At 69.4% G+C, this 23,940-nt stretch carries 21 protein-coding genes and 1 pseudogene; 14 read left to right on the top strand and 8 right to left on the bottom strand.

What is annotated here, in order from left to right; translation table 11 throughout:
- From ACN6PJ_RS01245 to ACN6PJ_RS01210, 8 genes are all read left to right on the top strand, one after another.
- Window positions 1-1,749 carry an ABC transporter permease subunit gene (locus ACN6PJ_RS01245; protein ID WP_427994075.1) on the top strand — a complete coding sequence of 583 codons (1,749 nt, stop codon included), beginning with the start codon at window positions 1-3 and terminating at the stop codon, window positions 1,747-1,749.
- Window positions 1,746-2,468 carry an ABC transporter ATP-binding protein gene (locus ACN6PJ_RS01240; RefSeq protein ID WP_427994074.1) on the top strand — a complete coding sequence of 241 codons (723 nt, stop codon included), beginning with the start codon at window positions 1,746-1,748 and terminating at the stop codon, window positions 2,466-2,468. Before ACN6PJ_RS01245 ends, ACN6PJ_RS01240 begins: the two co-directional genes overlap by 4 nt.
- Window positions 2,469-2,494: 26 nt before the next feature.
- Window positions 2,495-3,877: an amidase family protein gene (locus tag ACN6PJ_RS01235; RefSeq protein WP_427994073.1), complete on the top strand. Its 1,383-nt coding sequence runs from the start codon at window positions 2,495-2,497 to the stop codon at window positions 3,875-3,877.
- A 99-nt stretch (window positions 3,878-3,976) separates the two neighbouring features.
- Window positions 3,977-4,987, top strand: a complete 1,011-nt coding sequence (gene hpaD, locus ACN6PJ_RS01230) for a 3,4-dihydroxyphenylacetate 2,3-dioxygenase (RefSeq protein ID WP_427994072.1) — start codon at window positions 3,977-3,979, stop codon at window positions 4,985-4,987.
- 28 nt (window positions 4,988-5,015) lie between these two features.
- Window positions 5,016-5,411, top strand: coding sequence for a RidA family protein (locus ACN6PJ_RS01225; protein ID WP_427994071.1), 396 nt, complete (start codon window positions 5,016-5,018; stop codon window positions 5,409-5,411).
- A gap of 22 nt (window positions 5,412-5,433) precedes the next feature.
- Complete coding sequence (locus ACN6PJ_RS01220; protein WP_427994070.1) at window positions 5,434-5,811, top strand: RidA family protein; 378 nt, start codon at window positions 5,434-5,436, stop codon at window positions 5,809-5,811.
- A 35-nt stretch (window positions 5,812-5,846) separates the two neighbouring features.
- The gene (gene hpaE, locus ACN6PJ_RS01215; RefSeq protein WP_427994069.1) at window positions 5,847-7,307 is read left to right on the top strand and encodes a 5-carboxymethyl-2-hydroxymuconate semialdehyde dehydrogenase; all 1,461 of its coding nucleotides are present in this window, start codon (window positions 5,847-5,849) and stop codon (window positions 7,305-7,307) included.
- A gap of 97 nt (window positions 7,308-7,404) precedes the next feature.
- Entirely contained in the window at window positions 7,405-8,109 is a 705-nt protein-coding gene (locus ACN6PJ_RS01210) for a Crp/Fnr family transcriptional regulator (protein WP_427994068.1), read from the top strand.
- Between the two features lie 16 nt (window positions 8,110-8,125).
- Here ACN6PJ_RS01210 and ypfH read toward each other — a convergent pair whose 3' ends face one another.
- Complete coding sequence (ypfH, locus tag ACN6PJ_RS01205) at window positions 8,126-8,830, bottom strand: esterase (RefSeq protein ID WP_427994067.1); 705 nt, start codon at window positions 8,828-8,830, stop codon at window positions 8,126-8,128.
- A gap of 195 nt (window positions 8,831-9,025) precedes the next feature.
- Here ypfH and ACN6PJ_RS01200 point away from each other — a divergent pair, with 195 nt between their 5' ends.
- Window positions 9,026-10,573: an amino acid permease gene (locus ACN6PJ_RS01200; protein ID WP_427994066.1), complete on the top strand. Its 1,548-nt coding sequence runs from the start codon at window positions 9,026-9,028 to the stop codon at window positions 10,571-10,573.
- Here ACN6PJ_RS01200 and ACN6PJ_RS01195 read toward each other — a convergent pair.
- Complete coding sequence (locus ACN6PJ_RS01195) at window positions 10,539-11,591, bottom strand: methyl-accepting chemotaxis protein (protein WP_427994065.1); 1,053 nt, start codon at window positions 11,589-11,591, stop codon at window positions 10,539-10,541. The two genes, ACN6PJ_RS01200 and ACN6PJ_RS01195, sit on opposite strands and share 35 nt — an antisense overlap.
- Window positions 11,592-11,893: 302 nt before the next feature.
- Here ACN6PJ_RS01195 and imuA point away from each other — a divergent pair, with 302 nt between their 5' ends.
- The 3 genes from imuA to ACN6PJ_RS01180 are packed head-to-tail and all read left to right on the top strand — an operon-like array spanning window position 11,894 to window position 17,232.
- Window positions 11,894-12,598, top strand: coding sequence for a translesion DNA synthesis-associated protein ImuA (gene imuA / locus ACN6PJ_RS01190; RefSeq protein ID WP_427994064.1), 705 nt, complete (start codon window positions 11,894-11,896; stop codon window positions 12,596-12,598).
- Window positions 12,528-13,997 (top strand): Y-family DNA polymerase, encoded by a 1,470-nt coding sequence (locus ACN6PJ_RS01185; protein WP_427994063.1) that lies wholly within the window; start codon window positions 12,528-12,530, stop codon window positions 13,995-13,997. The genes imuA and ACN6PJ_RS01185 overlap by 71 nt, the downstream gene beginning before the upstream one ends.
- A gap of 16 nt (window positions 13,998-14,013) precedes the next feature.
- Complete coding sequence (locus tag ACN6PJ_RS01180) at window positions 14,014-17,232, top strand: error-prone DNA polymerase (protein ID WP_427994062.1); 3,219 nt, start codon at window positions 14,014-14,016, stop codon at window positions 17,230-17,232.
- A gap of 16 nt (window positions 17,233-17,248) precedes the next feature.
- Here ACN6PJ_RS01180 and ACN6PJ_RS01175 read toward each other — a convergent pair whose 3' ends face one another.
- Window positions 17,249-18,520, bottom strand: coding sequence for an SGNH/GDSL hydrolase family protein (locus ACN6PJ_RS01175; RefSeq protein WP_427994061.1), 1,272 nt, complete (start codon window positions 18,518-18,520; stop codon window positions 17,249-17,251).
- Between the two features lie 101 nt (window positions 18,521-18,621).
- On the opposite strand from ACN6PJ_RS01175, the gene ACN6PJ_RS01170 reads away from it, so the two are divergent.
- A complete protein-coding gene (locus ACN6PJ_RS01170; RefSeq protein ID WP_427994060.1) occupies window positions 18,622-19,557 on the top strand; it encodes a LysR substrate-binding domain-containing protein in 936 nt (311 codons plus the stop codon).
- Here the strand turns inward: ACN6PJ_RS01170 and ACN6PJ_RS01165 are convergent.
- From ACN6PJ_RS01165 to ACN6PJ_RS01150, 4 genes and pseudogenes are all read right to left on the bottom strand, one after another.
- The gene (locus ACN6PJ_RS01165) at window positions 19,524-19,697 is read right to left on the bottom strand and encodes a hypothetical protein (protein ID WP_427994059.1); all 174 of its coding nucleotides are present in this window, start codon (window positions 19,695-19,697) and stop codon (window positions 19,524-19,526) included. The genes ACN6PJ_RS01170 and ACN6PJ_RS01165 overlap by 34 nt on opposite strands.
- A 264-nt stretch (window positions 19,698-19,961) precedes the next feature.
- A pseudogene (locus ACN6PJ_RS01160) lies at window positions 19,962-20,186 on the bottom strand (Zn-dependent hydrolase); the annotation flags it as partial.
- 54 nt (window positions 20,187-20,240) lie between these two features.
- Complete coding sequence (locus ACN6PJ_RS01155; RefSeq protein ID WP_427994058.1) at window positions 20,241-21,494, bottom strand: diaminopropionate ammonia-lyase; 1,254 nt, start codon at window positions 21,492-21,494, stop codon at window positions 20,241-20,243.
- Window positions 21,495-21,513: 19 nt separating this feature from the next.
- A complete protein-coding gene (locus ACN6PJ_RS01150; RefSeq protein ID WP_427994057.1) occupies window positions 21,514-22,362 on the bottom strand; it encodes a MurR/RpiR family transcriptional regulator in 849 nt (282 codons plus the stop codon).
- Between the two features lie 185 nt (window positions 22,363-22,547).
- On the opposite strand from ACN6PJ_RS01150, the gene ACN6PJ_RS01145 reads away from it, so the two are divergent.
- The gene (locus ACN6PJ_RS01145) at window positions 22,548-22,931 is read left to right on the top strand and encodes an I78 family peptidase inhibitor (protein ID WP_427994056.1); all 384 of its coding nucleotides are present in this window, start codon (window positions 22,548-22,550) and stop codon (window positions 22,929-22,931) included.
- A 23-nt stretch (window positions 22,932-22,954) separates the two neighbouring features.
- Here ACN6PJ_RS01145 and ACN6PJ_RS01140 read toward each other — a convergent pair whose 3' ends face one another.
- Window positions 22,955-23,920 carry a LysR family transcriptional regulator gene (locus ACN6PJ_RS01140; protein ID WP_427994055.1) on the bottom strand — a complete coding sequence of 322 codons (966 nt, stop codon included), beginning with the start codon at window positions 23,918-23,920 and terminating at the stop codon, window positions 22,955-22,957.
- Between the last annotated feature and the right edge of the window lie 20 nt (window positions 23,921-23,940).

The raw sequence follows: 23,940 nt of genomic DNA, 5'->3' as shown, positions 1-23,940 counted from the left end.
ATGCCGATGAAACCCGAAAAACTGTACCTGTCCGGCGCCGCCCTCGCGGTGGCGGCGCTGATCCTCTTGCTCCCCACCTACTACGTCGGCCTGCTGACGCTGGCCGGCACCAATGCCCTGGTCTGCCTGGGGCTGGCCTTCCTGCTGGCGGCGGGGCAACTGTCGCTGGGTCATGCCGCCTTTCTGGGCGGCGGCGCCTACGCCTCCGCGATCCTGGCGCGCGACTACGGCGTGCCGCCGCCGCTGGCCATCGCCCTGGCGGTGGCGGCGTGCGCGGCGGCGGCCTATGTGATCGGCCGGCTCACGCTGCGCCTGCGCGGCCACTACTTGCCGCTGGCCACGCTGGCGTGGGGCATCGCCGCCTATGTCTGCCTGGTGGCGGCCACCGACCTGACCGGCGGCGCCTCCGGCCTGTCCGACATTCCGCCGCCGCGCATCTTCGGCCTGGAAGTCGGTACCCGCGGCATGGGCGCGGTGGCGTGGATCGCGGTGGGCCTGGCTTTCGTCGCGTACTGCCGGATCTACCGCGGCCGCATGGGCCGCGCCGCCCGCGCCATCAAGGCGAGCCCGACCATGGCCGCGGCTTTCGGCGTGGACGTGGCTGCGGCCAAGATCCGCATCTTCGTCCTCTCGGCCGCGCTGGCGGCCCTGGCGGGCGGGATCTACGCCTTCTACATGAGCTTCCTCAGCCCCACCTCGTTCTCCATCGGCGTCTCCTTCAACCTGCTAATCATGGTGGTGCTGGGCGGCTGCCTGCATCCGCTGGGGCCTTTACTGGGCGTGCTGGCCTTCACCGCGATCGAGCTCGGCGCCCAATACCTGATCGCCAACCTGCTGGGCATTCCGGGTCAGATGGAAACCATGCTGTTCGGACTGATCCTGATCGTAGCGCTGCTGCGCTGGCCCAACGGCCTACTGACCTGGGTGCGGCTGAAGCCGCCTTCGCGTCCTGCCGCGGCGGACGAGGAGGCCGCGCCGCATCCCGTATCCGCCGGCCAGCGCCTGAGCGTGGACGCCGTGCACAAGCGCTTCGGCGGACTGCAGGCACTGAAGGACGTGACGCTGGATATTCCGCCGGGACGCATCACCGGGCTGATCGGCCCCAACGGCGCCGGCAAGTCCACCCTGTTCAACGTGATGACCGCGGTGCTCCCGGCCAGCGGCGGCCGAGTCGCGCTGGACGGCGACACACTGCCGGCCCGCGCGCATGAAGTGGTGCGGCGTGGCGTTGCCCGCAGCTTCCAGCACGTGCAGCTGGTGCCCGAACTGACCGTGCTGGACAACGTGCTGATCGGCGGCCACATCCAGGGCAAGGCCGGCCTGCTATCGGCCGCGCTGGGCCTGGACCGCGCCGAGGAGCGCCGCCTGGCGCGCGAAGCCCGCTCCGCGCTGGAGCTGGTCGGCCTGGCGGAGCAGGCGCTGCGCCCGGCTGCCAGCCTGACGCTGGGCAGCCAGCGCCTGGTCGAGGTGGCCCGCGCCCTGATGGCGCGGCCCGGCGTGCTGTTGCTGGACGAGCCTGCTGCTGGCCTGCGCGGCCCGGAGAAAGCCGTGCTGGTCCAGCTGATGCGCAAGCTACGCGACGAACGAGGCATGGCCGTCCTGCTCGTGGAGCACGACATGGAACTGGTGATGGGCTGCGTCGACTACCTGTTCGTCCTGAACTACGGCGCGCTGCTGGCGCAGGGCGAACGCCAGGAAGTGCAGCGCAACCCGGCCGTGGTGGCCGCCTATCTCGGAGCCGAGGCATGAACGCAATCGAAGTCAAGGACCTTGCGGTCAGCTACGGCCGGGTCGACGCCCTGCACGGCATCAGCTTCGATGTGCCCCAGGGTAAGCTGGTGTCGCTCATCGGCGCCAATGGCGCCGGCAAGACCACCCTGCTCAAGGCGCTGATGGGCGCCCTGCCTACCCGCGCCGGCCGGGTGCTGCTGCATGGCGACGCCCTGGGCAGCTCCCCGGTCGAAGAACGCGTGCGCCGCGGCATGTGCCTGGTGCCCGAAAAGCGCTCGCTGTTCGCCTCCATGAAAGTGGAGGACAACCTGCGCCTGGGCGCCTACGCCTTTCGCCGGCGCACCGATTTCGCACGCGAACTGGACCGGATATACGCCCTGTTTCCGGTCCTGGCGCAGCGCCGCGAACAACTGGCCGGCACCCTGTCCGGCGGCGAACAGCAGATGGTCGCCATCGGCCGCGCCCTGATCGCCCATCCCCGGGTACTGCTGCTGGACGAACCCTCCATCGGACTGGCGCCCCTGATCGTGCAGCAGATCATGGACGTGGTGGTGGACCTGCGCCGGCGCGAGGGCCTGACCGTCATCTTGGTCGAGCAGAACGCGCGCATCGCGCTCAAAAGCGCCGACCTGGCCTACCTGATCGAGCTGGGCCGCATCGTCAAGCAAGGCAGCGGGGCCGAACTCGCGCAAGACCCGGACCTGCTGGCCAGCTATCTCGGAGCCTGCGCCCGTTGAGGCGGGCCGACACTAGGAGCAAAACCATGTTGCATCAACTTCCTTTCCAGCGCCTGCGCGAGCTGTATCAAGACGGAGGAGCCTCGCCCGTGGAGGTGACGAGCAGCGCGCTGGCTCATGCCGAGCGCGCCGACCCGGCGCTCAATGCCTTCGCCCTGATCGACCGCGAGGGCGCTCTGGACGCCGCGCGTCGATCCGAGGAACGCTGGCGCCGCGGCGCGCCGCTGGGCCCGCTGGACGGCATGCCGATTGCGATCAAGGAATTCGCCGCCGTGCGCGGCTGGCCCACGCGGCGCGGCTCGGCGGTCACGTCCGACGAGCTGGCCGCAGCCCATACCGTGTTCGTCCAGCGGCTGGCCGATGCCGGCGCCGTCCTGCTGGGCAAGACGCGCGCGCCTGAATTCAACTGGAAAGGCGTCACCGACAGCCCGGCCTTCGGGATCACGCGCAACCCCTGGAACCCGGCGCTCACGCCGGGCGGCAGCAGCGGCGGCTGCGCCGCGGCGGTCGCCGCGGGCATCGTGCGCGTGTCGATGGGCAGCGACGCGGGCGGCTCGATCCGCATCCCCGCCGCGTTCACCGGCACCATCGGACTGAAACCCACGCACGGACGGATCCCGCTGTCGCCCCTGCCCAGCGCCTTCTCGAACATCGTGCACACGGGGCCTATCGCTGCCGGGATGGACGAACTGGGGGCGGCCTATCTCGCCGCGCGCGGCGCGTCGCCGCTGGACTGGACCTCATGCCTGGGCGAGGACGGCGCCGCCGACGCGCCCGCCGCCCGGCCGCGCATCGGCCTGCTGTCGCCCCGGCGCTGGAGCCCGCGCTGTTCGGCCCCGGTGCGCGCCGCCATGGACGAGGCGCTGGCCGCGCTGCGCGCCGACGATCTGGAGGTGCAGGAAATCGATTACGACATCGAATCGGCTTCGCGCGTGGGCCAGGACCTGTATCGGCTGGGCTGCGCCGCCGCGGTGCGCGCCGTGGCCCCCGAACTGCGCGGCCGGCTCGATCCCGGCTTGATCGGCTTCGTGCGCGGGGTCGACGACTGGTCCATTTCACGCTACCACGCCCTCTGCCAGCAGCGCGACCGGTACGCGAACGAACTGGCCGTGTTGTTCGGCCAGGTCGACCTGCTGATGCTGCCGACCGTCCCGTTGTGCGCCTTCGAAGCCGGCCGCGACGTGCCTCCCGACCAACCCGGAGACGACTGGATGTCCTGGAACCCCTACACGCCCGCGTTCAACAGCGCCCAGGTCCCGGCCCTGTCCTACCCCGTCTGGCCCCAGGGCGGCGCCTTGCCCGCCGGCGTGCAGTGGGTGGCGCCCAAGTACCGCGAAGACCGGCTGCTGGCGCTGGGCCATTGGCTTGAGGCGCGCTTCCCGGTACGGACCGCGGCCAGGCAAGAATAGCGCGGTGTATCCCGCGATACAGACGCCACGCCCTCGGGGCGCGCAGAATTTCATCAACACGAACCGGACCGCGCCGCGTGTTCCGGAAGGAGACTCCCAATGATCGATTACGCGCCGGGCAAGCCCGACTTCAACATTCTCAGGCTGGGCCACATCGAATACCTGGTATCGGACCTTGCCCGCGCCCGCGATTTCTACGTGGACGTGGTCGGACTGTTCGAAACCGAATCCGACGCGGACCACGTCTATCTGCGCGCCATCGAGGACCGCGAGCACCACAGCGTCGTGCTGACGCGCTCGCCCTCGCCCGGCATCGGCCATTTCAGCTTCCGCGTTTCCTGCGAAGAAGACCTGGAGCGCCTGGCCGCCAAATTCAAGGGCCTGGGCCTGCCGATCCGCTGGCTGGAGGCCGGCGAAGAACGCGGCCAGGGCCGCGCGCTGCGCGTGCAGGATCCGTTCGGCTTTCCGGTCGAGTACTACGCGCACATGGACCAGGCGCCGTGGATGCTGCAGCAGTATCACCTACACCGCCACGGCTGCCCCACGCGGCTCGACCACCTGAACGTGCTGGTGCCCGACGCGCAGGCCGGCTTCGACTGGTATACGCGCGAACTCGGCTTCTTCTGCTCGGAATACACCGTGTCGGCCCCGCCCGAAGAACGCGTCTGGGCGAGCTGGCTGTATCGCAAGGCCACCATCCACGATATCGCCGTAATGACGGGCAAAGGTCCCACGGTGCACCACGCGGGCTTCTCTCTGATGGAGCCCATGGGCGTGATCCGCGCCTGCGACGCCCTGGCTGCGGCTGGCTACGCCGACAATATCGAGCGCGGCCCGGCCCGCCACGGCATCTCCAACGCCTTGTTCGTCTATGTGCGCGACCCCGACGGCAATCGCTTCGAGCTGTACACGGGCGACTACCTGACGGTGGACCGCGACCAGGCGCCCCTTCGCTGGGAACTGGACAACCCGCGGCGGCAAAGCCTCTGGGGCACGCCGCCTCCGCGCCGCTGGTACGAGGAATCCATGTCCGTCGCGTCTCTCGTCGACGGCCGTCCGCAGCCGGTGTCCGATCCCATCACCCGCGCCATCCCTACCTATGTCGACTGACCCAACCTCCACGCAGGATTCTCCGCCCATGAGCCGCCACGTCATCATTCCGCCCACCGGCCTGCTGCCGCACCGTCCCTACTCGCCGGCCGTCCTGGTCGACCGCCTGCTGTTCGTGTCCGGCCACACCGGCTCGGACCCCGTCACCCGTGCCTTCTCCGACGACATCACCGAGCAGACCGAGCTGGCTTTGCGCAACATCCGCTCCGTCGTCGAGGCGGCGGGCGGCAGCATGGCGGACGTGGCCAAGACCACCGTTTTCATGACCGACATGGAGGCGGATTTCCAGGCCATGAACGCCGTATTCAAGCGCGTCTTCCCCGACCGGCCGCCGGCACGCTCCACCGTGGGCGTGGCCCACCTGGCCCGGCCCGGCCTGAAGGTCGAGATCGAGGCCGTCGCCGTGATCGGATCGGCCGCCTGATCCGCGGCCCAGGGAATACGCCATGGAAAAACAGATCATTGGCCGCGATGCCGGCCTGCCGCATTCGCCCGCCGTGGCCTGGCGCGACCTGGTGTTCGTCTCCGGGCAGGTCGGCTTCGCGCCCGGCACGCGCGATTTCGCGCCCGACATCGAATCGCAGACGCGCCAGGCGCTGAATAACGTGCTGGCCCTGCTGGCCGCCTCCGGCTGCGAGGCCGGCGGCGTGCTGCAGATGACGGTGCACATGACCGACATGATCGGCGAATTCGGCGCCATGAACGCGGTGTTCCGCGAGTTTTTCCCCGACCGGCCGCCCAGCCGCACGACCGTGGGTGTCGCCCACCTCGGCCGGCCGGGCCTGAAGATCGAGATCGACGCCATCGCCGCGCGCGGCGCCTGAGCCCCGCTTCCACTCCTCCAGACCAAGAGAATGCAGTGATGATTCCCCACCTGATTGACGGCAAGGATGTCGAAAGCCCCGCCGTACTGGAAAATACCAACCCCGCCACCGGCGACGCGCTGGCCGAGGTCGCGCTCGGCGGCGAGCGTGAAATCGCCCTGGCCGTGGCCGCCGCCAAGGAGGCCTTCCCCAAGTGGGCCGGCCTGCCCGCCAAAGAGCGCGCCCGCATCATGCGCCGCCTGGGCGACCTGATCGAACGCCACGTGCCCGAACTGGCCGAGCTCGAGACCGACGACACGGGGCTGCCGATCCACCAGACCTCGCGCCAGCTCATTCCGCGTGCCAGCGAGAACTTCTATTTCTTCTCCGAAGTGGCCACCCGCATCAACGGCCAGACCTTTCCGGTCGATTCGGCCATGCTCAACTACACGCTGCTGCAACCGGTGGGCGTGTGCGGGCTGATTTCCCCCTGGAACGTGCCGCTTATGACGGCCACCTGGAAAGTCGCGCCCTGCCTGGCGCTCGGCAATACCGCGGTGCTGAAGATGTCCGAACTTTCGCCCATGACGGCGGACCGGCTGGGCCGCCTGGCGCTGGAAGCTGGCGTGCCCAAGGGCGTGCTCAACATCGTGCACGGCTATGGCGCGGATGCCGGCGACGCGCTGGTGCGCCATCCCGACGTGCGCACCATCTCCTTTACCGGCGGCACCGCCACCGGCCGGCGCATCGCCGAGCGGGCGGGCATCAAGCGGCTGTCGATGGAGCTGGGCGGGAAATCCCCCGTGCTGGTGTTCGACGACGCCGACCAGGAACGCGCGCTGGACGCGGCGCTGTTCACCATCTTCTCGATCAACGGCGAACGCTGCACCGCCGGCTCGCGCGTGTTCGTGCAGCGCACCATCTACGACCGCTTCGCGTGCGAATTCGCCGAGCGCGCCGCGCGCCTGACGGTGGGCGATCCGCGGGATCCGGGCACCAACGTGGGCTCCATGATCACCCGCCAGCATTGGGAAAAGGTCACCGGCTACATTGAGATCGGGCGCCGCGAGGGCGCCGTGGTGGCGGCCGGAGGCGGCGTGCCCCAAGACCTGCCGGCGCGGGTGGCCAAGGGCAATTTCGTGCAACCTACCGTGCTCGCGGGCGTGGACAACCGCATGCGCGTGGCGCAAGAAGAGATTTTCGGTCCCGTAGTCTGCCTGATTCCGTTCGACGACGAGGATGAGGGCCTGCGCCTGGCCAACGACAGCCGCTACGGGCTGGCCTCCTATGTCTGGACCCAGGACGTGGGCAAGGCGCACCGGCTGGCTCGCGGCATCGAGGCCGGCATGGTCTTCGTCAACAGCCAGAACGTGCGCGACCTGCGCCAGCCCTTCGGCGGCATCAAGGATTCCGGGGTGGGTCGCGAAGGCGGCGATGCCAGCCTGGAAACCTTCTGCGAAATCAAGAACGTCTGCATCTCGATGGGCGGCCACGCCATTCCTCGCTGGGGCGTCTGACCCGCGCTTGCGCGGACCAGGCAATTCGCCGGCTTGCCGCCAGCCCGCCGTATAATCCGGAGGCATACAGAACGACAAACACAAATCAAGGGAAATCGTGGCCAAACCAGCGAATGGCCCGGCACGTCATGTCGCCACCGAGACCTGGCTGCCCCAGGGGGAGCAGGCGGCCTACCTGCGCTCGCTTGGCCACGTGGGCCAACGCGTCGCGCTGCCCAGCGGCGCCAACCTCTTCAGCCAGGGGCAGGTCGACAAAGTCTTCTACGTGGTCGTGACCGGCAAGGTCCATGTCCACATGCTCAGCGAAGACGGCCACGAATCCATCCTCAACATCATGGGGCCGGGCAGCCTCATCGGCGAAGCGGCCGCCTTCCTGGGCCAGCCCCGCTACTCCAGCGCGCGCGCCATCGAAGACACGTCCCTGCTGCGGTTCGAGACCGAACGCATTCCCGACCTGGTACGGAGGGACCCCGACTTCGCGCTTGCGCTGATCTATCTGCTGAGCGTCAAGCAGCGCCAGATGGTCGCGCGCCTGCGCCAGGCCATCTTCGACCCGCCCGAACAACGCGTGATCCGCTTCTTCGACCAGTTCCGGCAGACCCACCAGGAGGCTTGCGGACCGCAGGCCCCCATCACGGTCAACCTGACGCACGAGCAGATCGGAAGCCTCATCGACCTGTCCCGCGTCACCGTCACCCGCGTGCTCAACCGCCTCAAGCGCGAGGGACTGCTGGACCTGGACGGCAAGAAGATCATGCTGGCCGAGGGCTTCTCGGAGCGCGTGCGCGGCGAATTGCCCTGAGCGCCCCCCCGCCGGGTCAATGCACCGTGCTGCCGTCCGGCGGCGTCTGGTTCAGGCCCAGGGCCGCTTCCCAGCTGCGCAGCGGCACGCAGGTCTGCAGGCGCATGATGGCGCGTTCGATCAGGGCCGGATGCAGTTCATGCCCGACATGGGTGGCGACGTCGATGGTGGAATCGCCGTGCAGTTCGGTCAGGCGCGCCTGGGCGGCCTGGATGTGCTCCACGCTCATGACCGGATCGTCGGCCCCGTGCAGCAGGTGCAGCGTGGTGTATTGCGGCGCGGACCGCGGCAGCTGGGCGTAGCGGCCCGAAAACGCGATGACGCGGCCCGCCATGCCGTCGTGCGCCTGGACCAGTTCCAGCGCCATGATGGCGCCCTGGGAGAACCCCGCCAGCGCCGTGTCGGATTGCAACAGGCCGAACCGGGCCTGCGCCTGGCGCACATAGGCTTCCAGGGGAGGCAGGGCGAGCGCCACGCGTTCGGGGCGGTTTTCCTCGGTCACGCCGCGCACCGAAAACCATTGCCGGCCCGCGCCGCCGCCGTCGTAGGGCTCGAAGCCTTCGGGAATCAGCACCGCCGCCGTCGGAAACGCCTTGCGCACGGCCAGGGCCAGGGGTTCCAGGTTGTCGGGCGAGCCGCCCACGCCATGCAGCAGGATGAAAAGCTGGCGCACGTCGACGCCGGGCTCGGGTAGGAATTCGATAGAACGGGAAGACGCCATGAAACTGCTCCGTACTGGCATGGGGCGGCCGGACCGCCCCGGAATGACCGCATTGTAAAATGCGCGGCTTGAAGCAACCTGCGCCGCACCGCCACGGACCGGCGGGCTTGCGCGCGTTGCCTGGCGGCCAGGCCGCCCGCTCCCGGCCCTCGCCTTGCCTGATCGTCCGGCGCGACGGCAATCTCCTACCCAGCAATGCAAACACCGACCACGGAAACCGGCGCCACGCCAGCCGGCCAGAATCAGCTGCATCGCGTGCTCAAGGCGCGCCACCTCACGATGATAGCGCTAGGCGGGGCCATAGGCACCGGCCTGTTCGTCGCCTCCGGCGCCGCGATCGCCCAAGCCGGCCCCGGCGGCGCCCTGCTGGTCTACCTGGCGATCGGGCTGATGGTCTATTTCATCATGACCAGCCTGGGAGAACTGGCGACCTTCATGCCCGTATCGGGATCCTTCTGCACCTACGCCTCGCGCTACGTGGACCAGGGCTTCGGCTTCGCCCTCGGGTGGAATTTCTGGATCAGCTGGGCCACGGTCGTGGCCGTGGACGTGGTGGCGGCGCAGCTCGTCATGGCGTACTGGTTTCCCGATACGCCGGGATGGATATGGAGCGTGGCCTTCCTGGCCCTGACCTTCGGCCTGAACGCGTTTTCGGCGCGCAGCTTCGGCGAGGCCGAATACTGGTTCGCCATCATCAAGGTCGCCGCCGTGCTGTGTTTCATCGGCGTCGGGCTGGCGATGCTGGCGGGCATCATCCATGGCGGCGTCCCCGTGGGCCTGGAAAACTGGAAGGTGGGCGACGCGCCCTTCGTGGGCAATGCGGCCACCTGGGTCGGCGTGGCCATGGTGGTGGCCTATTCCTTCCAGGGCACCGAACTGGTGGCCGTGGCCGCCGGAGAATCCGAGAATCCCCGGCGCAACGTGCCGCGCGCGATCAACCACGTGTTCTGGCGCATCCTGCTGTTCTACGTGCTGGCCATCCTGATCATCGGCCTGCTGCTGCCCTATACCGACCCGCAACTGCTGCGCAACGAAGTCGAGGACATCGCCGTCAGCCCCTTCACCCTGGTGTTCCAGCATGCGGGGCTGCTGTCGGCGGCCACGGTGATGAACGCGGTCATCCTGACCTCGGTGCTGTCCGCCGGCAACTCGGGCATGTACGCCGCGACGCGGATGCTGTTCAACATGGCGGCCGAAGGCCAGGCCCCTGCCGTGTTCCGGTACGTGACCGGCAAGGGCGTGCCGCTGTACGCGCTGCTGGCGACGGCGCTGCTGGCCTGCCTGTGCCTGTTCAGCCTGGTGTACAGCCCGAAGGCCGTCTACATCTGGCTGCTGAACTTCGCGGGCATGACCGAGTTCATCGTGTGGCTGAGCATCGCGGTCAGCCACTACCGCTTCCGCCAGGGCTACGTGAAACACGGCTACGACACCGCCGACCTGCCCTACAAGGCCGGCCTGTTCCCTTTCGGCCCGCTGCTCGCCTTCGTGCTGTGCCTGCTGGTCACGCTGGGCCAGAACTACCAGGCGTTCCTGGAGGAACGCATCGACTGGATCGGCGTGGTCTCCACCTATCTGGCGATTCCGCTGTTCCTCGCCTTGTGGCTGGGCCATAGGTTGCTGCGCAAATCGCGCTGGATCCGGTACGAAGACATGCGTTTCGACGGGGTGGAGCGGGACGCCGGAGCCGCCTCTGGCCCCGGCTCGCCGCCTACTCGAACGCCGCGCGCGGCTGCTGCACGATAACGCCGTACCAGCCCAGGCCTTCATAGGTTTCGTAGCCCGGCGTCACGGAATAGCCCACCAGGCTGCGGTCGGCGTTTTCGTAAAAACCGCGCGGCTGCCCGTCATTGCGCAGCACATAGCGTTCTTTCAGCGAGGCGGCGCCGTCGGACGCCGCGATCACGCGCTGGTTGCGGTCCACCAGCATGCAGCGCGTGCGCGTCCATTCCTCGTCCGACAGACCGACCGAGGTGACGATGCTGTCGGCCTGCTGCGCCCAGTCGAAGAAGATCCCCAGCACACCCAGCGGCTTGCCGTGCCTGTCCGCGTCCGCGCGGATCGCGGTCGCGTAAGTGGCCACGTGGGCATCGCCCAGCAGGCGCTCGCGTTCCACGTCCATCGCCGCGTAGCCGCCGCCGTCCGCCGTGGCCATGCCGCGGCGGAACCATTCCGTATGCGCCACATTGGCGCCGCGCACCTGCGGGTAGCGGTCCGGGCGGCCGCTGGCCACCACCCGCCCCTGCGCATCGGCCACCCACAAGTCCAGGTACACCGTATAACTGTCCAGGATCACGCCCAGGCGCCGGCTGGCATGGCCGGCGGCCTGCGCGTCCGGCTGCTCCAGCACATTCACCAACGAGGAATCGGTGGCCCACCAGCGCACATCGCAGGACCGCTCGTACAGGTTGCGGTCCATGGTTTCGATCATATTCAGGGCCAGGTCGCCCAACCGCCGGCCTTCGTAGCCGCGGATCTCGTGCAAGGTGTTTTCGCCGATGCGGATCAGATCGGCGATCGAACCCGCCAGCTCCTCCTTGAGCGCGTCCGCGATCCCGGTGATCTGCTCGGATACGTATTGGACCTGATTGGCCACCACGGCAAAACCGCGTCCCGCCTCGCCCGAACGCGCCGCCTCGATGCGGGCGTTCAAGGACAGGTACTTGGCTTGTTGGTTGATATCGACAATGCTCTCGATCTTTTCGTTGGAAATGCGCTCGACGCGGCGCGAGAGTTCGACGATTTTTTCCGGTTGATGGGCCATTGTTCAGCACTCCTTTCCTGGTTGTTGTTGCACGAGGAGACGGTGACATTTCCTCACAAGCAGGAACCATGCCAAGCGGGAAACCAGAGGGCGGAGCGCTCCATTCCAGGGGAAACCCGAGGGAGCCAGCCCGGTCCCGGCGGGCGGTTCGAACCGGCATGGCGCACCACATTAGTGCATCAGGCCCGCACTTTTCGATACGCCCCGCGCGTCGAAACACGGGTAGAATACTGTTTATTCATACAGTAATTTCTATACGAGCTGACCCGCGTTCCTTTTCCCGAATCGGGCCCATACCCGCCATGCAGTCCCCAGAACGCATCCATCCCGCGCTATGGCGCGCCACCCAGTTGGCCCAGGGCGCCGCCCGCAGCCTGCCCACCGGCCATGCCGCGCTGTCGGCCGAGCTGCCCGATGGCGGCTGGCCCCTGGGCTCGCTGATCGAGCTGCTGGCGCCGCATCCCGGCATCGGGGAAATCCGCCTGCTGCGCCCGGCGCTGGCCCAGCTGGAAACCCGCCGCGCCATCGCGCTGGTGCAGCCGCCGCACGCGCCCCATATCGCCAGCTGGATGAGCTGGCGGCTGGACCCTCGCCAACTGCTCTGGGTCGCTCCCGAAAAACCGGCCGATACGCTGTGGGCCGCCGAACAGATCCTGAAGAACGGCAGTTGCGGGGCGCTCATCTGCTGGCTGCCCCGCGTGCGCCCCGAATCCCTGCGCCGCCTGCACCTTGCCGCCCAGGCCAGCGACCTGCTATTCGTCGCCGTGCGCCCCTCCGCCGCGGCGCAGAACGCCACCCCCGCCCCCTTGCGGCTGGCGCTGGCGCCCGCGCCGGGGGGCCTGTCCGTCCATATCCTCAAGCGCCGGGGGCCCGTCAGCGACGCGCCGCTGTACGTCGGCCTGGAACCCGGCGCCGCCTCTTCCTCCTCCTCCCGCCATGCGCCTCTGGATCGCCGCCTGCCTGCGCTGCCTGCCGCTGGACGCCCTACGCCCGCACTGGCCGCATGAGGAGCAGGCGTTCGCCGTCCTGGACCAGGAACGCGTCGCCGCCCTCACTCCCGCCGCCCGCCGGGCCGGCGTCAGGCCCGGCATGCGCCGCGCGGGCGCGGCCGCCATCGCGCCCGAGGTCGAATTGCTGGCCCGCGACGCCCAGGCCGAAGCCGACACCCTGCAGGGCGCGGCCCTGGCCCTGCTGCAATACACGCCCGAAGTCGCCCTGGCCGGCAACGACACCGTGCTGCTGAACGTCGGCGCCAGCCTGATGTTCTTCCGCGGCCCCCGGGCCCTGGGCCGGCGGGTGGCCGCCACGCTGCGCGCGCTGGACCTGCGCGTCACGCTGGGCATGGCCCCCACCGCCACGGGCGCCTGGCTGCTCGCCCGCAGCCCTGGCCGGCGCGCGCCTCGGCGCACCCTGGCGCTGCCCACGCTGGCCCGGCGGCTGGACGCCCTGCCCCTGGCGCTGCTGCCCCAGGCGCAGGCGCGCCTGGACTGGCTGAACGACATCGGCTGCCACACCCTGGCGGACCTGCGCGCCCTGCCTCGCGCCAGCCTGCAACGGCGCAGCGCGCCCGAACTGCTCCAGGCCCTGGACGCCGCCTACGGCCTGGCGCCCGAACTCTACCCCTGGATCGAACCGCCGCCCCAGTTCGCGCGACGCATCGAACTCATGGACTACGTGGAGCACACCGACGCGGTGCTGGCGGTGGCGCGCCGGCTGGCCGAACAGCTGAGCGGGTGGCTCGCCGCCCGGCAGCTGGCGGTGCGGCGCGTGGTGCTCAGCCTGGAGCACGAACGCGGCCGCCATGCCCGGCCGCCCGCCGAGCTGGAACTGGCCCTGGCGCAACCGGTCTGGCAGGCGCAGCAGATCCTGAACCTGCTGCGCGAAAAACTGGCCCGCTACACGCTGGAAGCGCCCGTGATCGCCGTCGCGCTGCTGGCGCCGGACACGGTGGAGCAGCCCTCGGCCAGCACCACCCTGTTCCCCGAGCCCGGCGGCACCGCCGACGACCACGCCAGGCTGCTGGACCTGCTGGTGGCGCGGCTGGGCCGCGGCCAGGTGCGCCATGCCTGTCCCGTTCCCGATCACCGCCCCGAGACCGCCAACGCCTGGGGCGATGCGCTGGCCCCCGCCCCGCGGCCCGCCCCCTTGCCCGCCCTGCTGGACCGGCCCTTCTGGCTGCTGGATCCGCCGCTGCCCCTGAAGCTGTCCGGCCATCGCCCGCAATACGGCGGCCAGGCGCTGCGGCTGATGCGCGGCCCCGAACGCATCGAAAGCGGCTGGTGGGACCCGGCCCTGACCGTGCGCGACTATTTCGTCGCCGAAGACGAAGCCGCCGCGCGCTACTGGATCTACCGCGAGCGCGACGCGAAGCACGCCCGCTGGTTCCTGCACGGGCTCTACGCCTAGGGCCTGCCCACGCCATATGGATGACGATCTCCCCGGCGCCCCCGCCCTGGCACTGCCCGGCTACGCCGAGCTGCAATGCCAGTCCAACTTCTCTTTCCTGCAGGGGGCTTCCCACCCCGAGGAGCTGGTCGCGCACGCCGCCGCGCTGGGCTATGCGGCGCTGGCCATCACCGACGAATGCTCGCTGGCGGGCGTGGTCCGCGCCCACGTCGAAGCCAAGGCCCTGAAGCTGCCGCTTCTCATCGGCGCCACCTTCCAGCTGCGCGCCGCGCCCGACGCCGCGCCGCTGGGCCTGACCCTGCTGGCGCAGACCCGCGAAGGCTACGGCAATCTGTCGGAGCTCATCACCCTGGCCCGCACCCGGGCTCCCAAGGGCGAGTACCGGCTGGCCCCCGAAGACCTCACCCATCCGCCCGCGGGCTACGCCCACCTGCGCCACCTGCCCGAATGCCTGGCCATCCTGAGTCCCGCCTACGGCACCGACGCCGACCGCCTGGCGGAGCAGGCGCGCTGGCTGGCGCGCGCCTTTCCCCGCCGCGCCTGGGTAGGGCTGACCCTGCTGCATCGGTCCCGCGACGACCTGCACCGCGCCGCGGTCATCCACGCCGCCCAAACCGCCAGGCTGCCCGTCGTGGCGCTGGGCCAGGTGCAGATGCACCTGCGCTCGCGCAAACCGCTGCACGACACGCTGACCGGCATCCGCACCCGCCAGCCCGTGTCCCAATGCGGCTACGAACTGGCCGGTAACGCCGAGCAGCACCTGCGCACGCGCATGCGGCTGGCCAGCCTCTATCCGCCGGAGGCGCTGGCCCAGACGCTGGTGGTGGCCCGCCGCTGCGCGTTCTCTCTTGAGGAACTGTGCTACGAATACCCGGACGAGATCGTTCCACGCGGCCACACGCCCGCCACGTATCTGCGCCAGGAAACGCAGGCCGGGGCCGCCCGCCGCTTCCCCGCCGGCGTTCCGCCCGAGGTGGCCGCCCAGATCGAAAAAGAACTGGCCCTGATCGCCGAGCTGCGCTACGAGGCCTATTTCCTGACCGTCTACGACATCGTCCAATACGCCCGCGGCGTCGGCATCCTGTGCCAGGGCCGCGGGTCCGCCGCCAACTCCGCGGTCTGCTACTGCCTGGGCATCACCGAAGTGGACCCGGCGCGCGGCAACAGCCTGTTCGAGCGCTTCATCAGCAAAGAACGCAACGAACCGCCCGACATCGACGTGGACTTCGAGCACCAGCGCCGCGAAGAGGTCATCCAGTACATCTACGATAAATACGGCCGGGATCGCGCCGCGCTGACCGCCGTGGTCATTTCCTACCGGCCGCGCAGCGTGCTGCGCGATACCGGCCGCGCGCTGGGCGTGGACCCGGGCGTCATCGACGCGGTGGCTCGCGCCCACCAGTGGTGGGACGGCAAAAAGGAAATGCTGCGCACGCTGGGCGCCTGCGGGCTGGATCCCGAATCCCAGGTGGCGCGGCAATGGGCGGCCCTGGCCCAGACCCTGATGGGCTTTCCGCGCCACCTGTCGCAGCACCCGGGCGGCTTCGTGATTTCGCGCGGCAAGCTCTCGCGCCTGGTGCCCATCGAGAACGCCGCCATGGAAGACCGCAGCGTCGTGCAATGGGACAAGGACGATCTGGACGCGCTGAAACTGCTGAAAGTGGACGTGCTGGCGCTGGGCATGCTGTCGGCGCTGCGCCGCACCCTGGCGCTGGCCGGCCAGCGCCGCGGCCGGCCCTTGCGCCTGCAGGACATCCCGCCGGACGATACCCCCACCTACGACATGATCTGCGACGCCGACACCATAGGCGTGTTCCAGATCGAATCGCGCGCGCAGATGACCATGCTGCCGCGCCTGAAACCCCGCGAATACTACGACCTGGTGGTCCAGGTGGCCATCGTGCGGCCCGGCCCCATCCAGGGCGGCATGGTCCACCCCTACCTGCGCCGCCGCCAGAAGAAAGAAGACGTCACCTATCCCAGCCCGCAGGTGAAAGGCGTGCTCAGCCGCACCATGGGCGTGCCCATCTTCCAGGAACAGGTCATGCAGATCGCCGTGGTGGCCGCCGGCTTTACGCCGGGCGAATCCGACGCGCTGCGCCGTTCCATGGCGGCCTGGAAGCGCAAGGGCGGCGTGGACAAATACCGCGAAAAACTGATCGGCGGCCTGCTGGCGAACAACTACACGCTGGATTTCGCCGAAGCGCTGTTCCGGCAGATCGAAGGCTTCGGCGAATACGGCTTCCCCGAAAGCCATGCCGCCAGCTTCGCCCTGCTGGCCTATTCCAGTTCATGGCTCAAGCGGCACGAGCCCGAAGCCTTCCTGGCCGCCCTGCTCAATTCCCAGCCCATGGGCTTCTACGCCCCCGCCCAGCTGGTGCAGGACGCCCGCCGCCACGGCGTCTGCGTGCTGCCGCCCGACGTCACGGTCAGCGGCTGGGATTCGGCGCTGGAAACCCTGCCTCCCGGACACCCGGGCGCCCGCCGGGTTTCGCACCCGCACGCGCCGCCCGTCGACGCCCCCCGGCCCGCCGTCAGGTTGGGGCTGGGCCTGATCCAGGGCATGCGCGAGGACACGGCGCGGCGCATCGAGGCCGCGCGCGCCGCGTCACCCTTTGCCGACACCGGCGACCTGGCCCGCCGCGCCGCCCTCACGCGCCACGATCTGAACGCCCTGGCCGCGGGCGACGCCTTGCGCACATTGGCCGGCCACCGCCGCCAGGCCAGTTGGGAGGCCGCCGCCAGCGTGCACAGCCGCGACCTGCTGCGCGACGCCGCTATCGTCGAAACCGCCGCGCCGCAACTGGCCGCTCCCTCGGAAAGCCAAACCGTGGCCGCGGATTACCGCAGCGTCGGCCTGACCTTGCGCAGCCATCCCGTGGCGCTGCTGCGCCCCCAACTCGCCGCGCGCAATTTCCAGCCTGCCTCGGTGCTGAACGGCTACCCCGACAAGCGCGTGGCGCGCGCCTGCGGCATCGTCACCGTGCGCCAGCGCCCGCAAACCTCCAAAGGGGTGATCTTCGTAACGCTGGAAGACGAGACCGGCCCCGTCAACGTGGTCGTGCGCCCCGAGCTGATAGAGCGCCAGCGGCGCGAACTGCTGGGAGCCGCCCTGCTGGGCGTGTATGGCTCCTGGCAAAGCGTGGACGGCGTGCGCCACCTGATCGCGCAGCGGCTGGTGGACCTGTCAGGCCTGCTGGGAGGCTTGTCCACCCACAGCCGCAACTTCCATTGACGCGCCCGGCCGCCGCTCAACGGCCGAACAGGGTTGCCAGGTCCAGCGCCTGCGCCATGGCCTGGTAGCCGTCGTCGCTGGGATGCAGATGGTCGCCCGAATCATAAGCGGGCAGCAGGCGCGCCGGATGCGCCGGATCGCGCAGCACCGCGTCGAAATCCACCACCGCATCGAACGCGCCGCTTTCGCGGATCCAGCGGTTCACCTCTAGCCGCACCGCGTCCTTCGCCGGGTTGTAGTGGCCCGACAGCGGCGTGCCGTGCAGCGAGCCTTCGAAGGGCGCGATGGTGCCGCCCACGATGCGCACGCCCCGGGCGCGCGCGGCCTCCGCCAGCTGGCGGTAGCCCTCGGCCAGCCTGGCCGCCGTCATGGGAGCGTCGCCTGGCGCGAAGGCGCTGTCCGGCCAGCCGATGTCGTTGATGCCCATCAGCATCACCACCGTGCGCAGGCCGGGCTGCGACAGCACGTCCGCGTCGAAGCGCGCCATCGCGTTCACGCCCATCTTGTCGCCCCAGACGCGCGCGCCCGAAATCCCGGCGTTAACCACGCCCACGCCTTGCGGCGCCAGGCGGCGGGCCAGGAAGTCCGGCCAGCGGCGGTTCGCCCCGGGCGTGGAGCCGTTGCCGTCCGTCAACGAATCGCCGAACGCCGCCACCACCGGCGCAGGCGCGGCGCGTTCCACCCAGACACCCGCCAGGAAGGCACGGCCCTGCAGCGCCTGCGCGCCGGGCAGGTCCGCCGCTGCGGTCGCGTCGCCGGAAACCAGCGCCCCGGTCTGCTGCGCGCCCCAATGGAAGGTCGTGACCGGCGTGGCCTGCGGAAAATAAGTGCTGACGGCCAATTCGGCCAGCGCAGGCGCGGGCAGTTCCACAGGATCGCTGACCGCCTGCGCCCCCGGCGCCACGGTCACGCCCGGCCGTCCGCCGAACGCCAGCGCGCGATCGGTGCCCGGCCGGACCGACGCTCCCCCGGCGGACAACGCCACGCGGGCCGCGCCGATCACCAGCGGCTGCGCGCCATAGCGGTTGGACAGCACCACCCTCAGGCGCCGTCCGCCCAGGCTGAGCATGAGCGTTTCGCGCAGGGTCTGGCCGCGCAGTTCGGCGGGCATGCCCGTGGGCAGCACGAAGGAGTCTTCCCACAGGGGCTGCGGGCTGGCGGACCAGGAACCGGCCCAGACGGAAAGCGCGGCGCCGGCCCCGGCGGCGGGCGGTTCCGCGGCGGCCGCGGCGGACAGGGACAGTACGGCGGACGAAGCCAGGGCAAGAAAGGTAAGCCGGCGGTTCATGACGACCTCTGAAAGTGGGAGTGTGACGCCACGATAGGTTCTTCACGATTCCACCGGTAGTACCTTAAACTTCATATCGCTTCTTCCAAAAAGGAATAGCCATGGATACCCTGCGCGCCATGCGGTCCTTCGTCCGCGCCGTGGAACTGGGCACCCTCTCGGCCGCCGCCCGCGAACAGGGCCTGAGCCAGCCCGCCCTGAGCAAGATCGTCGCCGCCCTGGAAAAAGAATTGAACGTGCGGCTGCTGGAACGCAGCACCACGCGCGTCGTGCCCACCGAGCAAGGCAAGCGCTTCTACGAACGCGCCACCCGCGTGCTGGAGGAATACTCGGAAGCCGTGGCCGATGCCCGCGGCCAGACCGAAAAGCCGGCCGGGTTCCTGCGCATCAACGCCCCGGTGGCGCTGGGCCAGTTCCGGCTGAACGCGCTGCTGCGGCAATTCCTGGACGAGCATCCCGATATCCAGGTCGAGCTGATCCTGAATGACCGCTACGTGGACCTGGTGGAGGAAGGCGTGGACGTGGCGTTGCGGCTGGGCGGCAATCTGCCGCCCCATGCCATCGCCCGCAAGGCGGCGCAGTCGGTCCGCTACCTGGTGGCCGCGCCCGCCTATCTGGCCGAGCGCGGCAAGCCCCGCGCGCCGCGGGACCTGGCCGCCCACGATTACGTGCGCTTCGCTTGGCTGGCCACCGGCGACACCCTTGAACTGCACCAGGGCGCCACCCGCGCCACGGTCCGGACGCAGGGGCGCTTCCGGGTGAACAATGCCCTGGCCATCCGGGAAAGCCTGGCCATGGGCGCGGGCATCGGGCTGTGCCCCGCCTGGCTGGTGCAGGACTTGGTGGCCGGCGGCCAGCTGCTGCGCGTGCTGCCCAAATGGAGCGCCACGCCGCAGGAGGCTTTTCTGGTCTACCCGTCGCGCCGCTACCAGCCGCTGCGGGCGCGTCTGCTGATCGACTTCCTGGCCGATCGGCTGGCGCTTCTGCCCGGCATGCAGGCGCCTCAGCCGCAGACGGCGCGCACCAGGTTGCGGTAGATGTCCCGGGCGCCCTCCAATTGCTCCAGCACGTCGTCCAGGCTTTCGCCGGACACCGTGCGCCGGTCGAACCGTATCGGGGTCGTGAGCGGAATCATGGAGATCGATGGATAGGGATGCGACACGATATTCGTCGGCACCAGGAGCGCCTGCCCCCGCACCTCGTCGCTGGACAGCGGCAGGCTTTCCAGCGCGCTCAGCGCCCGCGGCGACGCCGCAGATCGCCGCCGAACGGATCGAAACGCCAGTCGCCCGTCACGGGCACCACGTCCATGTGCCCGTCAAAGAACAAGGCCACGTCCGCGTCCTGCGGCCCGATCAGGCCCAGCACCGAGCCATTGGCGTCGGTCGTGACCGGGCCGAAGCCGGCGGCGCGCATGGGTCAGGTCGCGGGCGTAGCACGCGATGCGGGCCAGGTTTTCGCCCACCGAAGTGCCGTCTATGCCGACCGTGGCCAGCGCGTCGGCCAGCGGCAGGCCGCCCTGGAACACCAGGCTGCCCATCATGTCGGGCGCGAAGCGCGCGCCTTCCTCGTTGGTGAAGAAGGCCACCGCCACCAGGCGCCGCGTCGCCGCGACCGCGTCGTTCAGCGCCGCGATCACCTCCAGCCCGGCCAGCACGCCCAGGTTGGCGAGCCCGATCGATGCGCGCCGCCGCCAGGCCCGTTTCCTGCGCGGCGCCAGTCATGCCGCGGCCTCGGCGGCGGCTTCGACTTCGGCGGCGCTTTTGCCGACGATGCGCTGATAAAGTTCCGGATCGGTCGCGCCTTCGCTGCCGAAAACCAGCACCCGGCTGCCAGCGTCCAGGCCCAGCGCGTCGCGCGCGGCCGGATCGGCCAGCGCCGCCAGGCAGCCGGTCAGCCCCGCCACCGCCGATTCGCCCGCGACGATGGGCGCGTCGCCGTACTTGCCGCTGGCCAGCAGGCGCACCGTTTCCAGCGCGGCCTCGTCATCGACCGTGAGGAAGGCCTGCGCGCCGGGGTGCAGCACCTCCCATGCCAGCAGCGACACTTCCCCGCAAGCCAGGCCCGCCATCACCGTATCCAGATCGCCTTGCACCGCCACCGGCTTGCCGGCGCGGGCGCTCTCGTACAGGCAGGCCGCCTTGTCGGGCTCCACCACGATGAAGCGCGGACGGCTCTCGCCCAACTGCTCCCAGAAGTGCGCGCATACCGCGGCGGCCAGGCCGCCCACCCCGCCCTGCAGGAACACATGCGTCGGCAGTTCGCCCCCGCCGTCCTCGCGCCACTGCCGCAGCGCCTCGTCGGCCATCACCGCGTATCCCTGCATCACGTCCTTGGGCACTTCCATATAGCCGGGATAGGAGGTGTCCGACACCACGTAGCGCCCCAGCCGCGCCGCGTCCTCGGCCGCCTGCCGCACGGAATCGTCGTAGTTGCCCGGCGTGCGCACGACCTGCGCGCCGTACTGCTCGATCGCGCGCTTGCGGCCTTCGCTGACGGTTGCATGGATATAGATCACGCACTGGCAGCCGAAGCACTGCGCGCCCCAGGCCACCGAGCGGCCATGGTTGCCGTCGGTGGCGCAGGTCACCGTCATGGCGTGCGTCAGCTCGCGGTACTGGCCGGACAGCAGATCGTCGACCGACAGATCGTCGCGCCCGAGCCGCGCCGACAGCTCACGCAGCAGCTGCCGGCTCACCGCATAGGCCCCGCCCAGCGCCTTGAAGCTGCCCAGGCCGAAGCGGCCGCCTTCGTCCTTGTAGCGGATGCCCGCCAGGCCGGCCGCCCGCGCCAGCCCGGACAGGTCGCGCAGCGGCGTGGGCTGGTAGCCCGGCCAGCGGCGGATCTGGGCCTGCGCGCGCTCGTAGGCCGCGCCGCCCAGCACGTCGAGCTGCCGCTGGCCGTAAGGCGCCGCGGGCTCGTAGGCGGGATTCGGCGCGTATTGCAGCCGGACGTTGGGAATCGTGGGGTTCAAGTCAGTCTCCTCTTGAAATTCAGCGATGCAAGTCGCCGTAGTGTTCGTGCAGGCGTTCGATGTTCTGCAGGCGTTCGCGCGCGGCCGGCCCGAACTTGCGCGCCAGGGCCGAGCACAAATGGTTGATCAGGCTGGTGGCGGCCACGTAGGAATCGAACACCGCCGCGCCGCTGTTGACGCAGCGCAGGACCAGGTCGGAACGGGCCGGCAGCTCGGTGGCGGTGGGATCGGTCAGCACCACCACCTTGGCGCCGACGCGGTTGGCGTGCTCGACGATGGGCTTGAGCAAGGTGACGCGGCGCCGGAAGTCCATCACCAGCAGCACGTCGTCGGCCCCCAGGTCGGCCAGGTCCTCGGCCAGGTTCAGGCCGGCGCCGGGCACCAGGGCGACCCCGTCGCGCAATTGCGTCAGCAGCGCCCAGGCGTATTGCGCCAGCACCCGGCCGTTCCGGAACCCGGCAATGCCGATGCGGCGCGCGCCGGCAAACAGCTCCACCGCGCGTTCCACGTCGCGGCTGTCCAGCCTTTCGAAGGTCTGCGCCAGGTTCTGCAGGTCGGTGGCCAGGTGCGCGGCCAGCGCGTCGCCGGTGGCGTCCGGCGGGCGCACGCCGGCCATTTCATATAGCGGCGAGCCGCGATCGGACTCGTCGCGCGCCTGGACCCGCAGCTCGTTGAAATTCTCGTAGCCCAGCCGCCGGAAGAACCGGCCCGCCGTGGCCTTGGACACGCCCGCCTTCTGCGCCAGCTCGGCGCCCGAATAGGCCGCGATATTGCCCAGGCACTCCAGGGTCACATGGGCAAGCCGCTGCTCGCTCTCGGTAAAGCTGTCCTGTTGCGCAAGAATGCGTTCCTGCAACGTCGATGTCATGATGAAGCGCTTATGAAACTGTAGCTTCACCAATATATATTCGTGAAACCATGGTATCAACGCAAATATCGCGACCGCGCCAGCCGCGACAGGAAGGGCCTGCAGCCGCGCCCCGCCCCCCGCTCACAGTGCGGCGAGGCTGGTCTATCATGGCTTTTTTGACGCGTTGTTGTAAGGAGCTTTACATGATCCGCAAGCTGATCCCTTTCCTGCTGGTCGCCAGCCTGACCGCCTGCGCCAACACCGGGGCGCCGCGTTCGTCCAGCGCGCCCGCCTCCAGCTCCTCCAGCGCGTCGCCCTCCTCCTCCGACGCCGGCACCGGGTCCTCCTCATCCGGCATGTCCAGCGCCTCCGGCTATGGCGGCAAGACCTGCGACGCCACGGCGCTGCAATCGCAGATCGGCCAGAAAGCCACCCCGACCGTCATGGAAGACTTGCGTACGCGCAGCGGCAGCAGCACGGCTCGCATGCTGCGCCCGGGCCAGGTGGTCACCATGGAATACAACGCCACCCGGCTCAACCTGATCGTGGATGACAAGGACGTCATGACCGCGATCCGCTGCGGCTGATCCCGGCAACGGCCGGCGCCCGGCTACGCCTCGGGCGGCCTGGCCGCCGGCGGCACATGGGGCAGGAACGCCCCCGCCACCTCGAAAGCGCATTCCTCGCGCGCGATATCGATCACCCGGGACACCACCGGGTTGACGATGTTCTTCTTGTGCACCGCGTAATAATTGATCGTGGGCAGGTCGGGCTGCACATCGAGCCGGCACAAGGCGCCCCGGACAACCAGCGGCGCGAAATACGCCCCGGGCAGGTAGCTGATGCCCAGGCCCAGCATCGTCAACTGGGCCATCATTCCCAGGCTGTTGCAGGTCAGCACGCGCTTGACCGGCAGGCCCTGCTCCGCGAACCAGGCGTCGTACAGATGCGACAGGGCCGAATTGGTGGGCTGCGAAATCACCGGATACGGCGCCAGGTCCTGCGGGGTCAGGCGGGCGGAAAAATCGATGTCCAGGGCCGGGCTGGCCATCCAGACGTTGGTGACCGCGCCCAGGTGCACGCAATCGTACTGGTAGCCCCAGAACGGCCCCGGCATGATGGCCAGGTCCAGTTCGTCCTGCTCCAGCCTTTCGTACAGCGTGATGCCGCCGTCGATTTCCGGCATCAGCTGCACGCGGGGATAGCGCAGGCTGATCTGATTGATCAGCCGCGCCAGCCAGGTCATGCCCACCAGTTCCGTCACGCCCAGCCGCACCACCCCTTCGAAGCTGGCCGGGTCCGCCATGTTCTGGACGATGCGGCTGTTCAGGTCCAGCATCTCGCGCGCCAGTTCGAAGAGCTTGCGGCCTTGCGGCGTCATGATCAGCTTCCTGGCGCGCCGCTCGAACAGCGGCGAGCCTGCGAAGGCCTCCAGTTCCCCCACCCGCTTGGCCACCGCCGACTGGGTCGTGTGCAGCTTGCGGGAAGACGCGCTGAAGCTGCCCAGTTCGGAGCTCCAGTAAAAGGCCTCTAGCTGTTTGAGGGTGTACATCGCGGCGGTCGATGCGAAACGCATGGAAACCCTCACATTAACAT

Source organism: Achromobacter sp. (genome assembly GCF_050285585.1).
Taxonomy (GTDB): Bacteria; Pseudomonadota; Gammaproteobacteria; order Burkholderiales; family Burkholderiaceae_B; genus Achromobacter.
The sequence above is the reverse complement of the archived record's forward strand: the minus strand, read 5'-3'. Positions and strand labels throughout refer to the sequence as shown.

Excerpts from the sequence above, each read along its gene's own strand:
- ACN6PJ_RS01220 (WP_427994070.1), top strand. The coding sequence starts at position 5,434 with ATGGAAAAACAGATCATTGGCCGCGATGCCGGCCTGCCGCATTCGCCC.
- ACN6PJ_RS01175 (WP_427994061.1), bottom strand. The coding sequence starts at position 18,520 with ATGAACCGCCGGCTTACCTTTCTTGCCCTGGCTTCGTCCGCCGTACTG.
- ACN6PJ_RS01145 (WP_427994056.1), top strand. The coding sequence starts at position 22,548 with ATGATCCGCAAGCTGATCCCTTTCCTGCTGGTCGCCAGCCTGACCGCC.
- ACN6PJ_RS01240 (WP_427994074.1), top strand. The coding sequence starts at position 1,746 with ATGAACGCAATCGAAGTCAAGGACCTTGCGGTCAGCTACGGCCGGGTC.
- ACN6PJ_RS01170 (WP_427994060.1), top strand. The coding sequence starts at position 18,622 with ATGGATACCCTGCGCGCCATGCGGTCCTTCGTCCGCGCCGTGGAACTG.
- ypfH (WP_427994067.1), bottom strand. The coding sequence starts at position 8,830 with ATGGCGTCTTCCCGTTCTATCGAATTCCTACCCGAGCCCGGCGTCGAC.
- ACN6PJ_RS01195 (WP_427994065.1), bottom strand. The coding sequence starts at position 11,591 with ATGGCCCATCAACCGGAAAAAATCGTCGAACTCTCGCGCCGCGTCGAG.
- ACN6PJ_RS01150 (WP_427994057.1), bottom strand. The coding sequence starts at position 22,362 with ATGACATCGACGTTGCAGGAACGCATTCTTGCGCAACAGGACAGCTTT.
- ACN6PJ_RS01235 (WP_427994073.1), top strand. The coding sequence starts at position 2,495 with ATGTTGCATCAACTTCCTTTCCAGCGCCTGCGCGAGCTGTATCAAGAC.
- ACN6PJ_RS01225 (WP_427994071.1), top strand. The coding sequence starts at position 5,016 with ATGAGCCGCCACGTCATCATTCCGCCCACCGGCCTGCTGCCGCACCGT.
- ACN6PJ_RS01140 (WP_427994055.1), bottom strand. The coding sequence starts at position 23,920 with ATGCGTTTCGCATCGACCGCCGCGATGTACACCCTCAAACAGCTAGAG.
- ACN6PJ_RS01180 (WP_427994062.1), top strand. The coding sequence starts at position 14,014 with ATGGATGACGATCTCCCCGGCGCCCCCGCCCTGGCACTGCCCGGCTAC.
- hpaD (WP_427994072.1), top strand. The coding sequence starts at position 3,977 with ATGATCGATTACGCGCCGGGCAAGCCCGACTTCAACATTCTCAGGCTG.
- ACN6PJ_RS01245 (WP_427994075.1), top strand. The coding sequence starts at position 1 with ATGCCGATGAAACCCGAAAAACTGTACCTGTCCGGCGCCGCCCTCGCG.
- ACN6PJ_RS01200 (WP_427994066.1), top strand. The coding sequence starts at position 9,026 with ATGCAAACACCGACCACGGAAACCGGCGCCACGCCAGCCGGCCAGAAT.
- ACN6PJ_RS01185 (WP_427994063.1), top strand. The coding sequence starts at position 12,528 with ATGCGCCTCTGGATCGCCGCCTGCCTGCGCTGCCTGCCGCTGGACGCC.
- imuA (WP_427994064.1), top strand. The coding sequence starts at position 11,894 with ATGCAGTCCCCAGAACGCATCCATCCCGCGCTATGGCGCGCCACCCAG.